Annotated in this window: 12 protein-coding genes; 3 read left to right on the top strand and 9 right to left on the bottom strand. The window is 70.5% G+C overall.

Annotated elements, in window-relative coordinates:
* Positions 1-30: 30 nt before the first annotated feature.
* Genes leuB through AC07RM_RS12020 form a run of 4 tightly spaced genes read right to left on the bottom strand, consistent with a single transcriptional unit; the run spans position 31 to position 4,231 of the window.
* Entirely contained in the window at positions 31-1,104 is a 1,074-nt protein-coding gene (gene leuB, locus AC07RM_RS12005; RefSeq protein ID WP_490877922.1) for a 3-isopropylmalate dehydrogenase, read from the bottom strand.
* Between the two features lie 23 nt (positions 1,105-1,127).
* On the bottom strand, positions 1,128-1,745 hold the full coding sequence (gene leuD / locus AC07RM_RS12010) for a 3-isopropylmalate dehydratase small subunit (protein ID WP_495334588.1): 618 nt from the start codon (positions 1,743-1,745) through the stop codon (positions 1,128-1,130).
* A 33-nt stretch (positions 1,746-1,778) separates the two neighbouring features.
* Positions 1,779-3,203, bottom strand: coding sequence for a 3-isopropylmalate dehydratase large subunit (leuC, locus tag AC07RM_RS12015; protein WP_495334589.1), 1,425 nt, complete (start codon positions 3,201-3,203; stop codon positions 1,779-1,781).
* A gap of 41 nt (positions 3,204-3,244) precedes the next feature.
* Positions 3,245-4,231, bottom strand: coding sequence for a Bug family tripartite tricarboxylate transporter substrate binding protein (locus AC07RM_RS12020; protein WP_093353175.1), 987 nt, complete (start codon positions 4,229-4,231; stop codon positions 3,245-3,247).
* Positions 4,232-4,330: 99 nt separating this feature from the next.
* Between AC07RM_RS12020 and gcvA the strand changes: the two genes are divergently transcribed.
* The 3 genes from gcvA (at position 4,331) to AC07RM_RS12035 (ending at position 7,204) form a co-directional block, all read left to right on the top strand.
* Entirely contained in the window at positions 4,331-5,227 is an 897-nt protein-coding gene (gene gcvA / locus AC07RM_RS12025; RefSeq protein WP_495334590.1) for a transcriptional regulator GcvA, read from the top strand.
* A 106-nt stretch (positions 5,228-5,333) separates the two neighbouring features.
* A complete protein-coding gene (locus AC07RM_RS12030) occupies positions 5,334-6,227 on the top strand; it encodes a TauD/TfdA dioxygenase family protein (protein ID WP_093353170.1) in 894 nt (297 codons plus the stop codon).
* A complete protein-coding gene (locus tag AC07RM_RS12035; protein WP_296787259.1) occupies positions 6,224-7,204 on the top strand; it encodes a Bug family tripartite tricarboxylate transporter substrate binding protein in 981 nt (326 codons plus the stop codon). Before AC07RM_RS12030 ends, AC07RM_RS12035 begins: the two co-directional genes overlap by 4 nt.
* Before the next feature lie 15 nt (positions 7,205-7,219).
* Here the strand turns inward: AC07RM_RS12035 and AC07RM_RS12040 are convergent, their stop codons facing one another.
* The 5 genes from AC07RM_RS12040 to AC07RM_RS12060 all read right to left on the bottom strand — a co-directional run bounded on the left by AC07RM_RS12040 (position 7,220) and on the right by AC07RM_RS12060 (position 12,550).
* Entirely contained in the window at positions 7,220-8,224 is a 1,005-nt protein-coding gene (locus AC07RM_RS12040) for a LacI family DNA-binding transcriptional regulator (protein WP_495334591.1), read from the bottom strand.
* An 84-nt stretch (positions 8,225-8,308) separates the two neighbouring features.
* The gene (locus AC07RM_RS12045; protein ID WP_495334592.1) at positions 8,309-9,265 is read right to left on the bottom strand and encodes a PDR/VanB family oxidoreductase; all 957 of its coding nucleotides are present in this window, start codon (positions 9,263-9,265) and stop codon (positions 8,309-8,311) included.
* Complete coding sequence (locus AC07RM_RS12050) at positions 9,262-10,110, bottom strand: fumarylacetoacetate hydrolase family protein (RefSeq protein WP_495334593.1); 849 nt, start codon at positions 10,108-10,110, stop codon at positions 9,262-9,264. Before AC07RM_RS12050 ends, AC07RM_RS12045 begins: the two co-directional genes overlap by 4 nt.
* 59 nt (positions 10,111-10,169) lie before the next feature.
* Positions 10,170-11,156, bottom strand: coding sequence for a Bug family tripartite tricarboxylate transporter substrate binding protein (locus tag AC07RM_RS12055; RefSeq protein WP_281081719.1), 987 nt, complete (start codon positions 11,154-11,156; stop codon positions 10,170-10,172).
* Positions 11,157-11,206: 50 nt separating this feature from the next.
* Positions 11,207-12,550, bottom strand: a complete 1,344-nt coding sequence (locus AC07RM_RS12060) for a Rieske 2Fe-2S domain-containing protein (protein ID WP_495334594.1) — start codon at positions 12,548-12,550, stop codon at positions 11,207-11,209.
* Between the last annotated feature and the right edge of the window lie 8 nt (positions 12,551-12,558).

The raw sequence follows: 12,558 nt of genomic DNA on the forward strand, positions 1-12,558 counted from the left end.
GGCTTTCGCCCCGCCCTCCATCGGGTTCCTTCAGTTCTTTCCCAGGGCCGCGACCACCGCGTCGCCCATTTCCTCGGTGCCCACGCGCGTGCTGCCGGCCTGGTAGATGTCGCCGGTGCGCAGGCCGTCGGCCAGCACGCGGCGCACCGCCTGCTCCACGCGATCGGCGTTCGCCGCCTGGCCGAACGAGAAACGCAACATCATCGCCATCGACAGGATCGCGGCCAGCGGGTTCGCGAGGTTGCGACCGGCGATGTCGGGCGCGGTGCCGTGCACCGGCTCGTACAGGCCGAAGCTGCCGGCCGCCATCGAGGCCGAGGGCAGCATGCCGATCGAGCCCGTGAGCATCGCGGCCGCGTCGGACAGGATGTCGCCGAAGATGTTGCCGGTGACGATCACGTCGAACTGCTTGGGCGCGCGCATCAGCTGCATCGCCGCGGCATCGACGAACAGGTGCGTGAGCTCCACGTCGGGATACTCGGCGCCCACGCGCGTGACCACCTCGCGCCACAGCTGCATCACCTCGAGCACGTTGGCCTTGTCGACCGAGCACAGCCGGCCCTTGCGCGCGCGCGCCGTGCGGAAGGCCACGTGCGCGATGCGCTCGACCTCGGGCTCGGAGTAGCGCATGGTGTTGAAGGCCTCGCGCTCGCCCGCCGCATTGACGCCGCTGCCGCGCGGCTCGCCGAAATAGACGTCGCCCGTGAGCTCGCGCAGGATCAGGATGTCGAGCCCCTCGACCACCTCGGGCTTGAGCGTGGAGGCGCCGATCAGCTCGGGGAACAGGAAGGCCGGCCTGAAGTTCGCGAACAGGCCCAGCTCCTTGCGCAGGCGCAGCAGGCTCGCGCCGGGCCGCATCATGAACGGAATGGCTTCGTCGCCGGGCATGCCGGCCGAGCCGAACAGGATGGCGTCGGCCTTGCGCGCGATCTCGCTGGTGGCCGCGGGCAGCGGGTCGCCCGCGCTATCGATGCCGGCCTGGCCGATCGCGGCATGCGCGAGTTCCAGCGGCTGGGCCGTGCCCACCACGGCCTTCAGCACCTTCAATGCCTGGGCGGTCACCTCGGGGCCAATGCCGTCGCCCGGCATCACTGCGATCTTCATGTCTGGGAACCTTTTCTAGCTGGTCAGAGGGAGGAATGGGACAGCGCGGCATCGGCGGCGCGGCGCCGCTCGAAGTCCTCGATGCGTGCGCGCTGGGTCAGCGTGTAGTCGATCTCGTCGAGGCCCTCGAGCAGGCAGTGCCGCGCGAAGGGATCGATGGCGAAGGACTCGACCTCGCCGCCGGGCCGCGTGACGGTCTGCGCGCGCAGGTCCACGCGCAGGCGCGCGCCGGGCGCTGCGGCGAGTTCGGCCAGCATCGACTGCACCGTGTCCTCGGGCAGGCGCACGGGCAAGAGGCCGTTCTTGAGCGCGTTCGAGAAGAAGATGTCGCCGAAGCTCGGCGCGATCACGGTGCGAAAGCCGCCGTCGTGCAGCGCCCACACCGCGTGCTCGCGCGAGGAGCCGCAGCCGAAGTTACGGCCCGCCACGAGGATGCGCGCCTGCGCGTACACGGGATCGTTGAGCACGAAGTCGCTTCGCCGCGCGCCCGCGGCATCGTGGCGCACGTCGTGGAACAGGTAGTCGCCGAAGTCGTCCGAGCGCGGCTTCTGCAGGTAGAGCGCGGGCACGATCTGGTCGGTGTCGACATTGATGCGCGCGAGCGGCGCGGCGACCGCGTCGAGGGAGATGAAGGCTTCCATGGGTTCGGGGCGTGGGTTCGTGGCGGCGGCGCTTCAGCGCGCAGGCGGGATGGCGCGCACGTCGGTCAACCGGCCGGTGATGGCGGCGGCCGCGGCCATCGCCGGGCTCATCAGGTGGGTGCGCGAACCCGGCCCCTGGCGGCCGACGAAGTTGCGGTTCGAGGTCGAGGCGCAGCGCTGGCCCGCGGCCACCTGGTCGCCATTGGTGCCCAGGCACATCGAGCAACCGGCATGGCGCCATTGCAGGCCGGCATCGCGGAACACCGCATCGAGACCCTCGGCCTCGGCCTGCTGCTTCACGAGCCCCGAGCCGGGCACGACCCAGGCTTCCACGCCCGCGGCCACGCGCCGGCCGCGCACCACCTCGGCGGCGCTGCGCATGTCCTCGATGCGGCCGTTGGTGCACGAGCCGATGAAGACGCGGTCGACCGCGAGATCGGTCAGCGCCTGGCCCGGTGCCAGGCCCATGTAGTCCAAGGTGCGTCGCATCGCCTCGCGGCGCTCGGCATTCGGCGCCTGCGCGGGATCGGGCACGCGGCCGGTGATCGGCAGTGCGTCCTCGGGGCTGTTGCCCCAGGTGACCATGGGGGCGATGTCGGCGGCCGAAAGCCGTACTTCGCTGTCGAAGGCCGCGCCCTCGTCGCTCGGCAGCCGGCGCCAGGTGGCCAAGGCCGCGTCCCAGGCCGCGCCGCGCGGCGCCTCGGGCCGGCCGGCCAGCCATTCGAAGGTGGTGTCGTCGGGCGCGACCATGCCCGCGCGCGCGCCGGCCTCGATCGACATGTTGCACACCGTCATGCGGCCCGCCATCGAGAGCGCGCGGATCGCCTCGCCCGCGTACTCGATCACGTGGCCGGTGCCGCCGGCGGCGCCGATGCGCGCGATCACGGCCAGGATGATGTCCTTGGCCGACACGCCCGCGCCGAGCCGGCCGTCGATGGTCACGCGCAGCGTTCGCGGCTTGCGCTGCCACAGCGTCTGCGTGGCCAGCACGTGCGCCACTTCCGAGGCGCCGATGCCGAAGGCCAGCGCGCCGAGCGCGCCGTGCGTGGCCGTGTGGCTGTCGCCGCAGACGATCACGCTGCCCGGCAGGCTCAGGCCCTGCTCGGGGCCGACCACGTGCACGATGCCCTGGCGGATGTCGTCGAGGCCGAAGAAGCGGATGCCCGCGGCCGCGCTGTCGTCGTGCAGCGCCTGCGCCATCGCGCGCTTCTCGGCATCGGCGATGTCGGCCAGCACGCGCGAGCCGGTGGGCACGTAGTGGTCGGGCGTGGCGAAGGCGCGCTCGGGCCGGCGCACCGGCAGCTGCCGCTGGCGCAGCATTTCGAAGGCCGGCGCGGAGCCGTCCTGCACCAGGTGGCGGTCGACGTACAGCAGGCTCTGGCCGTCGTCGCGCTGCATCACGACATGCGGCTCCCAGATCTTGTCGAACAGGGTGCGGGGAGCGGGGGAAGCGGACATGGAATCGTCGGGAGCGTGGGAAGAAGGGAAAGGGCCGGCGTTCAATCGAGCTTCACGCCCGAGATGCGCACGATCTCGGCATAGCGCCTGGTCTCGCTGGCCATGAAGCGGCCGTACTCCTCGGGCGTGCCGCCGCCGACCTCGGCGCCGAAGGCCAGCATGCGCTTCTGGAACTCGGGCGACTTGAGCACCGCGTTGGCCTCGGCATTGAGCTTGGCGATGATGGCCTTGGGCGTGCCGGCCGGCGCCGACAAGCCGTACCACGAGGAGGCATAGACGCCGGACAGTCCCACCTCGTCGAAGGTGGGCACGTCGGGCAGCGCGGGATTGCGCTTCTTCGAGGCCACCGCGAGCGCGCGCATCTTGCCGCTGGCGACGAAGGGCAGGCAGGTGGTGGTGTCGAGCATCAGCGAGACATGGCCCGCCGCGAGGTCGGCCTCGGCCGGCGCCGTGCCCTTGTAGGGCACGTGCACGATGTCGATCTTGGCCGCGCTGGCGAACTGCACCGCCGCCAGGTGCTGCGAGGAGCCGATGCCGCCCGAGGCGTAGTTGAGCTTGCCGGGGTTGGCGCGCGCGGCGTCGATCACGTCCTTGGCGGTCTTGAACGGCGAGTCGCCGGGCACCACGAGGATGTTCGGCACCGCCGACACGTAGATCACCGGCTCGAAGTCCTTGACCGGATCGAAACCGAGCTTGCTGTAGAGACTGGCATTGACCGCGTTCGGGCTGATCGAGGACATCAGCAGGTTGTAGCCATCGGGCTTCTGCCGCGCCGCGAGCTCGGTGCCGATGTTGCCGCCGGCGCCCGCGCGGTTGTCGATCACGAAGGGATGGCCGAGCCGGTGGCCCAGCATGTCGGACACGATGCGTGCCGTGGTGTCGACGCCGCCGCCCGCGGGCCAGGGCACCATGAGCTTGATCGGCTGGCTGGGGTAGTTGGCGGCCGCGTCCTGGGCTGGCGCCAGCGCGGGGCCGAAGCCCGCGAACAGCACCGCGGCCATCGTGCAGGCATGCAGTTTCTTCATCATTGCGCGTCTCCTGTCTTGTAGTGGCCGAATCCTAGGCCTGCAGAGGAAGGCGCGGCAATCACAATTAACGCATGCAGGCATGAGCTAAAGTCAGACCCCATGACACGCCGCCTGCCGCCGCTCAATGCCTTGCGCGCCTTCGAGGCCGCCGCGCGCTGCGGCAACTTCACGCGCGCCGCGCACGAGCTCTGCGTGACCCAGGGCGCGGTGAGCCGCCACATCGCCACGCTCGAGGCCTGGCTCGAGGTGCAGCTGTTCGAGCGCGGCCGCCATGGCATCCGGCTCACGCCCGCGGGTCAGAGCTACCACGCGAGCATGCGGGTGGCCTTCGACCAGATCGAGCTCGGCACGCGGCAGCTGCAGCAGAGCCCCGACGAGTGGCTGCTGCGCATCAAGCTCCCGCCCACCTTCGCGATCCGCTGGCTGATTCCGCGGCTGGCCCGCTTCCATGCCAAGCATCCGCGCATCGACGTGCAGATCACCACCTCGCACAAGCCGACCGACTTCGAGCGCGACGACGTGGACGTGAGCATCCATTCCGAGCCCAGCCCGCCCGAGGGCCCGGGCTACCGGCTGCTGTTCCGCGAGACGCTGCTGCCGGTGTGCGCGCCGGCGCTGCTGCAACGCGATCCGCCGCTCGCGCAGCCGGCCGACCTCGCGCAGCACGCGCTGCTGAGCTCGCTGAACCGGTCGCAGGACTGGCCGGCCTGGCTCGAGGCCGCGGGGCTGAGCGGTCTCGACATCCATCGCGGCCTCAAGTTCGAGAACGCCGCCATGGCCTATCAGGCCGCGGCCGAAGGGCTGGGCGTGATGATGGGCCTGCTGGCCTTCGTGCGCGACGACCTCGCGAGCGGCCGGCTGGTGGCGCCGCTCGCGCTGCGGCTGCCGACCGAGGGCGGCTACTTCATGGCCTGGCGCGCCGACCGGCCGGTGCCGCAGCGGGTGCGCGACTTCGAGCACTGGATGGCCGAGGAAGTGGCGGCTGCCGAAGGCTGAACCCGGGGTTTCGACGGGGCCGCGGGCTTTCCCCGATGCGCCGCAGCGGCCATGCGGCCAAAAATGACTACGTATTCATGAATACGTACCCAAAGACGACTCCACCATGACACTGCACATCCAGAAACTCCCTTCGGTGCTGGGCGCCGAGGTGACCGGCATCAGCCTGCGCACCCTGACCGACCCCGACACGCTCGCGCAGCTGCGCGCCGGCATGGACGAGCACGCGGTGCTGGTCTTTCGCGACCAGCCGCTCGAGAACGAGGAGCAGCTCGCCTTCGCCGAGCGCTTCGACGGCACGCTGCACAGCAAGACCTCGGTCGCCGTGCTCGCCAAGAACCGCTTTGGCAACGAGGCCCTGACCGACATCTCCAACGTCGGCGCCGACGGCCAGATCCTGCCGGCCGACCACCGGCTGCGCATGAGCACCATCAGCAACCGGCTGTGGCACACCGACGCCTCGTTCGAGAACCCGCCCGGCCGCTACTCGATGCTGTCGGCGCGCGTGGTGCCGCCCGTGCGGGCCGACACCGAGTTCGCCGACATGCGCGCCGCCTACGACGCGCTCGACGACGCGACCAAGGCCGCCATCGAAGGACTGCAGGTCTTCCATTCGATCGCCTACTCGCGCCAGATCATGGGCTTCGAGTTCTCCGAGGAAGAGAAGCAGCGGCTCAAGGGCGCGGTGCATCCGCTGGCGCGCACCCTGCCGCGCACCGGGCGGCGCTCGCTCTACCTCGCCTCGCATGCCTCGCACATCGTCGACATGGCCGTGCCCGAGGGCCGGCTGATCCTGCGCGACCTCAGCGAGCACGCGACGCAGCCGCAGTTCATCTACCGCCACGAATGGCGGGTGCACGACTTCGTGATCTGGGACAACCGCACCACCATGCACCGCGCGCGGCCCTTCGACGACAAGAAGTACCGGCGCGAGCTGCGGCGCACCACGACGCTGGACCTGCCGCTGCCCGCGGCCTCGACCGCGACGGTGGCCGCATGAAGGCCCGTTCCCTGTTGCGTGCCGCGGGCCTGTGCGTGGCCTCGCTCGTGGTGTCGGCCGCCGCGCTGGCCCAGGCCTGGCCATCGAAGCAGCCCGTGCGCTTCGTGGTGCCCTACCCGCCCGGCGGCGCGTCGGACGTGACCGCGCGCCTGCTCAGCGTGAAGCTCACCGAGGCGCTGGGCCAGGCCTTCGTGGTCGAGAACCGGCCCGGTGCCAACGGCCTGATCGCGCTCGAGTACGTGGCCAAGGCGGCACCCGACGGCTACACGCTGCTGATGGCCAACCTCGGGCCCAACGCGATCAATCCGGCCGTCTACCGCAAGCTGCCCTACGACGCGATCAAGGACTTCACGCCGATCACGCTGACCTCGGTGGTGCCGCTGGTGGTGCTGGTGCAGCCCACGATGCCGGTCAACTCGATGAAGGAGCTGATCGCCTATGCCAAGGCGCACCCCGACAAGCTGACCTATGCCTCGGCCGGCAACGGATCGGCCAACCATCTCGCGGGCGAGATGATGAAGTCGATGGCGAGCTTCAAGATGGTCCACGTGCCCTACAAGGGCGATGCGCCCGGCCTGCAGGACACCATCGCGGGCAATGTGAGCGTGATCTTCCCGACCGTGATCGGCGGCATGTCGCAGATCAAGAGCGGGCTGCTCAAGCCGATCGCGGTCACCGGTGCCAAGCGCTCCTCGGCGCTGGCCTCCGTGCCCACGGTGGCCGAAGGCGGCATCCCGAACTTCGAGGCCAACTCCTGGGGCGGCGTGATGGGGCCGGCCAACCTGCCGCCCGAGATCGTCGCGCGGCTCAACACCGAGATCGTGAAGATCCTCAAGCAGCCCGAGACGGCCGCCAAGCTCACGTCGATGGGCGCCGACATCGTCGGCTCGACGCCCGAGGAGTTCGCGAGCTACCTGAAGAACGAAGTCGCGAAGTGGGGCAAGGTGGCCCACGAGAACAACATCACCCTCGACTGAGCCGCGAGGCGTTGATCAGCCGGCCGTGCCCCGCACGATGAACGCGTGCGGGAGCACCACGCGTGCCGGCTCCATCTGCTGGTTGTCGAGCCGCGCGCACAGCCGCGCGACGGCGGCCTCCACCATCGCCTCGCGCGACTGCGAGACCGTCGTGAGCGCGATGCTGTCCCAGGCAGCCATCGGCACGTCGTCGTGGCCCACGACCCAGACATCGCGCGGCACCGCGAGCCCCTGCGAGCGCACGCCGTCGAGCGCGCCGATCGCCACGATGTCGTTGACGCCGAAGATCGCATCGACGCGGCCCGACTGCAGGATCGCGCGCGCCGCGTCCTGGCCCGCGGCATAGGAGAACTTCGGCACCCGCGCCACCGCGCCCGGGCTCAGCGCGACGCCGCGCCGCGCGAGCTCCTCGACGAAGCCCTGCTCGCGCTCGCGCAAGGTGCTCGGCAGGTCGTGGCCCGAGATCAGGCCGATCCGCATGCGCCCGTGGTCCACGAAGAAGCCCGCGGTCGAGGCACCGCTCGCGCGGTTGTCGCTCGAGAACTGGTCGAAGGCATCGGAGCCCACGGTGCGGTGCAGCAGCACCAGCGGCACCTTCTGCGCGATGCGTTCCAGGAGCGGCAGCGAGGCCTCGGTGGCCGTGGTGGTGATGACGCCGTCCACGCCGCTCTCGACCATCACGCGCATGGTCGCGTCGCTGAAGTCTTCTTCCTCGTAGACCGAGGCCGAGAGGCCGCGCTTGCGCAGCGCCGCTGAGAGCAGCTGCAGCATCGCCGGATAGAGCGGATTGACCGCGAGGTTGGCGACCACCAGCGCGATGATGCCGGTGCGCTTGGTGCGCATCCAGCGCGCGGCCGCGTTGGGCGCATAGCCCGATTGCGCGATCGCATCGAGCACCGCCTGGCGCGTGGCCGGCTGCACCAGCGGCGAGTTCTGCAACACGCGCGACACCGTCGCCTGCGACACCCCCGCGAGCCGCGCGACGTCCCTGCTGGTGGGCTTGCCGCCGGAACCGATCATGAAGAAGCCGCTGGAGATGCCATGCGGCGATTCTAGGATGGCGTGCCAAAGCGCCGCCCCTCGAAGCCGGGCCCCGCAACGGCCTCAGAGATCGAGCGTCAACACCTCGCCGAGCGCGCGTGAACAGCACGGCAGGAACTGGTCGTGCAGCGCCTGTTCCTGCGCCGTGAGAAAGGCATCGCGGTGCTCGACCCGGCCCTCGAGCACCGGTGTGAGGCAGCTTCCGCAGACCCCTTGTTCGCAGGACGATGCGATCTCGATGCCTTCGCGCCGCAGCGCCTGCAGCGCCGTCTCGCCGGCCGCGACCGCGATGCGCCTGCCGCTGCGCGCCGCGACCAGCTCGAAGCCGCGATCGCCTCGAGCCGCCGCCACCGGTTGGAAGGACTCGTGGTGCAACCTGCGCTCGTCCCAGCCCGCGGCCTTCGCGGTGCGCAGCACATGGTCCATGAAGCCCTGCGGGCCGCAGACATAGAGCCGCGCGTCGGCGGGCCTGCCGGCCAGCACCCGCGCGGCATCGAAAGCCGCCTCGTCGTCCGCATGCAAGTGCACTGCGTGCGCGAACGGCGAGCGCAGCAGCTCGTCGACGAAGGCCATGGCGCCGCGCGAGCGCGCGCAGTAATGCAGCTCGAACGGCGAGCCGGCCGCGTGCAGTACCGCCGCCATGCTCAGCAGCGGCGTGATGCCGATGCCGCCCGCGACGAGCAGCGACCATGGGCTTTGCGGCTGCAGCGGGAACAGGTTCCTCGGCATCGAGATCCGCAACGCGCTGCCCGCCTGCAGCCGGGCGTGCACTGCTTCGGAGCCGCCGCGCGAGGCGGCGGTCTTCAGCACCGCGATGCGATAGCGCGCGGGCGCCGCGCACGGCGCGCCGAGCAGCGAGTACTGCCGCACGAAGCCGCCGACATGCACGTCGATGTGCGCGCCGGCATCGAAGGCCGGCAGCGGCGTGCCGTCGCGCGCCTCGATCTCGAGCGCGCAGATGTCCGGCGCCACGCTCGCGCGCGCGGCGATGCGCGCCTCGATCGGCCGCGTGTCGGTCATTCGGCTTGCACGGCGTTCGACAGGATGCCCACGCCGTCCACCTCGATCTCCACCACGTCGCCCGCGCGCAGGTACAGCGGCGGCTGGCGCTTGAAGCCCACGCCGCCGGGCGTGCCGGTCACGATCACGTCGCCCGGCTCGAGCGCGGTGAAGGTCGAGATGTAGGCGATCAGGGTGGGCATCGGGAAGATCAGCTGCGCGGTCGTCGCCTGCTGCACCACCTCGCCGTTGAGCCGCGTGGCCAGACCCAGTTCCTGGCCATCGGCGATCTCGCCGCGCGTGACCATCCAGGGCCCGAAGCCGCCCGTGGCGGGAAAGTTCTTGCCCGGCGTCCACTGCGTGGTGTGGGCCTGCCAGTCGCGCACCGAAGCATCGTTGTAGGGCGCATAGCCGGCCACGTGCGCCCAGGCATCCTGCTCGCGGATGCGCCGGCCGCCGCGGCCGATGACGATCGCGATCTCGCCCTCGTAGTCGAGGCAGGTGGATTCGCGCGGCAGCACGATCGGCTGGCCGTGGCCGACCTGGGAGGACGCCACGCGCAGGAACACGGTCGGCTGGCCGGTCTTCTCGCGCCGCGCCTCGACGCGGTGCTCCTCGTAGTTGAGGCCGATGCAGAAGATGCGCGGCGCGTCGGGCACGACCGGCAGCAGCGTCACCTCGCCGAGCGCGACGTCGGGTACGGCGCTCCTGGCCAAGGCCTCGATCGCGGGCAGGTCCAGTTGGGCGAGCGCGCTGCGCAGCGTGGGGCAGCGCCCCTGCGACGCGGCCTGCAGGTCGACGATGCGTTCATCGACGAGCGCGCCCCAGCGCGCCCGTCCCTGGTGGGAATAGCTCAGAAGTTTCATGACGGAAAGCGGCCCCCTGACGAGGGGCGGGTGGAAGAAAAACGGAAGAAGGGCCGCGCTCAGTCGGCCGTGACGCCGGCCGACTTCACGATGCGCCCCCACTTGTCGTACTCGGCCAGGAAGTAGCTCCTGAACTGCTCGGGCGTGCCGCCGCGCACGCTCGCGCCCTGCGAGGCCAGCGTCTCCTGCAGCTCCTTCTCGCCGAGCGCCGCGTTGACCGCGGCCGAGAGCTTGTCGATGACGGGCCGCGGCGTGCCGGCCGGCGCCAGCAGCCCGAACCAGGTGCCGGCCTCGAAGCCCGCGACGCCGGCCTGCTGCATGGTCGGCACCTGCGGGAACTGCGGCGAGCGCTCGGTGGAAGTGATCGCGAGCGCGCGCAGCTTGCCGGCCTTGACCAGCGGCGCCGAGGTGCTGAAGACGTCGAACATCAGGTCGATCTGCCCCGCCACCAGGTCGACCAGCGCGGGCCCGCTGCCCTTGTAGGGCACGTGCACCATGTCCACGCCGGTCAGCGTCTTGAAGTACTCCCCGGCCAGGTGCGCGGCACTGCCGTTGCCGAAGGATCCGTACGACAGCTTGCCGGGGTTCGCCTTGGCCTGCGCGATCAACTCGGCCACGCTGTCGGCCTTGAGGCCCGGCTTCACGGCCAGCAGCAACGGTTGCGTGGCCACCAGCGCGATCGGCTCGAAGGACTTGACCGGGTCGTAGCTCAGCTTCGCATAGGTGTGCGGCGTCACCGTGAGCGGACCCGCGGCGCTGAACAGCAGCGTGTAGCCATCGGCCGATGCCTTGGCCACGAAGTCCTGGCCCAGGGTGCCGCCGGCGCCCGCGCGGTTCTCGACCACCACGGCCTGCCCGAGCCGTTCGGACAGGGACTTGGCCATGAGCCGCCCCGTCTGGTCGGTCGAGCCGCCGACCGCGTAGGGAATGATCAGCTTGATGGGTTTGGACGGGTAGGTGCTCGCATGGACGGTGGCGGCACCGACCAGCGCACAGGCCGCGAGCGCCAGCGCGGCGGGCCAGCGGAACTTCTTCATCGGGTTCATCGTGTCTTGTCTCCAGGATTTCTTGTCGGTAACGGGGAAGCGGAAAAAAACTAGCGCGCGCTGGTGGCCTCCTCGGCGCTCGGTGCGCCCGGCGCCGCCGCGATGCGGCCGACGGTGTCGCCGAAGCGCTCGAGCATCACCTGCTCGAAGGACACGCCCTCGGAAGCGAACCAGCTTCCCGAGCGCAGACGGTAGGCCGCGTGCCGCAGCGGCGCCTCGGGCTCGATGCCGCGCGCCAGTGCCTTCGCGCCCGTGAGCACGGTGCGGCGAAAACGCACCACGGCGGCATCGGAGGCCGACAGATGTTCCTGCGTCCGATCCGCGATGCGGCCCTGGCTGTCCTGGATCATCGCGTCCTGCTCGGCCACGCCGCGCACGCCGGTGAAGCTGATGTGCTTCTGGTGGACGCGGTCGATCAGGTATTCGTTGGAGCGGTTGCGGATCGGGATGAAGTCCGCATCCACCTCCGCGATCACGCCATGGCCTTCCTTGAACTTCGCGACCTCCTCCTCGCCGAGCGGGCGATCCGGGTTCCACGCATAGGTGTAGATCCAGCAGTTCTCGTCGTCGATCGGCACCCAGGTGTAGCCGAAGTGGGTCTCGCCGGGCAGCGTGGAGGGCGTGGTGCTGTGCGAGGGCAGCGCGAACTGCGCGCTGCGCCAGTAGCGCACGCCATCGTCGGCGCGCCGCGCGCCGCCCACGACGAAGCCGACCTCGTGCTCGAGGATCGAGAACAGCGGCAGCGGGTCCTCGCGGATCCAGCGCAGGCGCTTCTCGTCGGCCGGCGCATCGGGGTTCGCGTTCGAGGGCACGCCCGGCGCCGGCATGTGCAGGAACGAGAAGTGCGAGGTGTCGAGCGCGCCCTCGATCGATTGCGCCCAATTGCATTCCTGCAGCTTCTTGGTGACGTAGCGGTGCGACTCCGGCAACGCCGCGAACTCGAGCTGCGGCAGCTCGGGCAATTCGCGCTCCCAGGGATCGGGTCCCATGTAGGCCCAGACCACGCCGCCGTGCTCGCGTGTCGGGTAGGCCTTGAGCCGCAGCGTCTGGTGGTAGCTCGCGCCGGGCGGCACGTTGGGCAGCTCCACCGGGCGCCCCTGCAGGTCGAACTGCCAGCCATGGAACACGCAGCGGATCGCGCAGTTCTCGTTGCGCCCGAAGTACAGGTCCGCACCGCGGTGCGGGCAGCGCGCGTCGACCAGTCCGACCACGCCCTCGCTGTTGCGGAAGGCCACCAGCCTCTCGCCCATGATGTTCACGCGCATCGGCGCGCCGTCGCGCTCCGGCAGCTCGCGCGACAGCGCCACGGGCTGCCAGAAGCGGCGGAAGAACTGGCCCATCGGTGTCTGGGCCCCGGTGCGGGTGAGCATGTCGTTGTCGGCGGCGCTGAGCATCGCGGTCG

This window comes from Variovorax sp. GW821-FHT09B05 (assembly GCF_059418265.1).

Coding starts and splice junctions, on each gene's coding strand:
- leuB (WP_490877922.1), bottom strand. CDS start 1,104: ATGAAGATCGCAGTGATGCCGGGCGACGGCATTGGCCCCGAGGTGACC.
- leuD (WP_495334588.1), bottom strand. CDS start 1,745: ATGGAAGCCTTCATCTCCCTCGACGCGGTCGCCGCGCCGCTCGCGCGC.
- leuC (WP_495334589.1), bottom strand. CDS start 3,203: ATGTCCGCTTCCCCCGCTCCCCGCACCCTGTTCGACAAGATCTGGGAG.
- AC07RM_RS12020 (WP_093353175.1), bottom strand. CDS start 4,231: ATGATGAAGAAACTGCATGCCTGCACGATGGCCGCGGTGCTGTTCGCG.
- gcvA (WP_495334590.1), top strand. CDS start 4,331: ATGACACGCCGCCTGCCGCCGCTCAATGCCTTGCGCGCCTTCGAGGCC.
- AC07RM_RS12030 (WP_093353170.1), top strand. CDS start 5,334: ATGACACTGCACATCCAGAAACTCCCTTCGGTGCTGGGCGCCGAGGTG.
- AC07RM_RS12035 (WP_296787259.1), top strand. CDS start 6,224: ATGAAGGCCCGTTCCCTGTTGCGTGCCGCGGGCCTGTGCGTGGCCTCG.
- AC07RM_RS12040 (WP_495334591.1), bottom strand. CDS start 8,224: ATGATCGGTTCCGGCGGCAAGCCCACCAGCAGGGACGTCGCGCGGCTC.
- AC07RM_RS12045 (WP_495334592.1), bottom strand. CDS start 9,265: ATGACCGACACGCGGCCGATCGAGGCGCGCATCGCCGCGCGCGCGAGC.
- AC07RM_RS12050 (WP_495334593.1), bottom strand. CDS start 10,110: ATGAAACTTCTGAGCTATTCCCACCAGGGACGGGCGCGCTGGGGCGCG.
- AC07RM_RS12055 (WP_281081719.1), bottom strand. CDS start 11,156: ATGAACCCGATGAAGAAGTTCCGCTGGCCCGCCGCGCTGGCGCTCGCG.
- AC07RM_RS12060 (WP_495334594.1), bottom strand. CDS start 12,550: ATGCTCAGCGCCGCCGACAACGACATGCTCACCCGCACCGGGGCCCAG.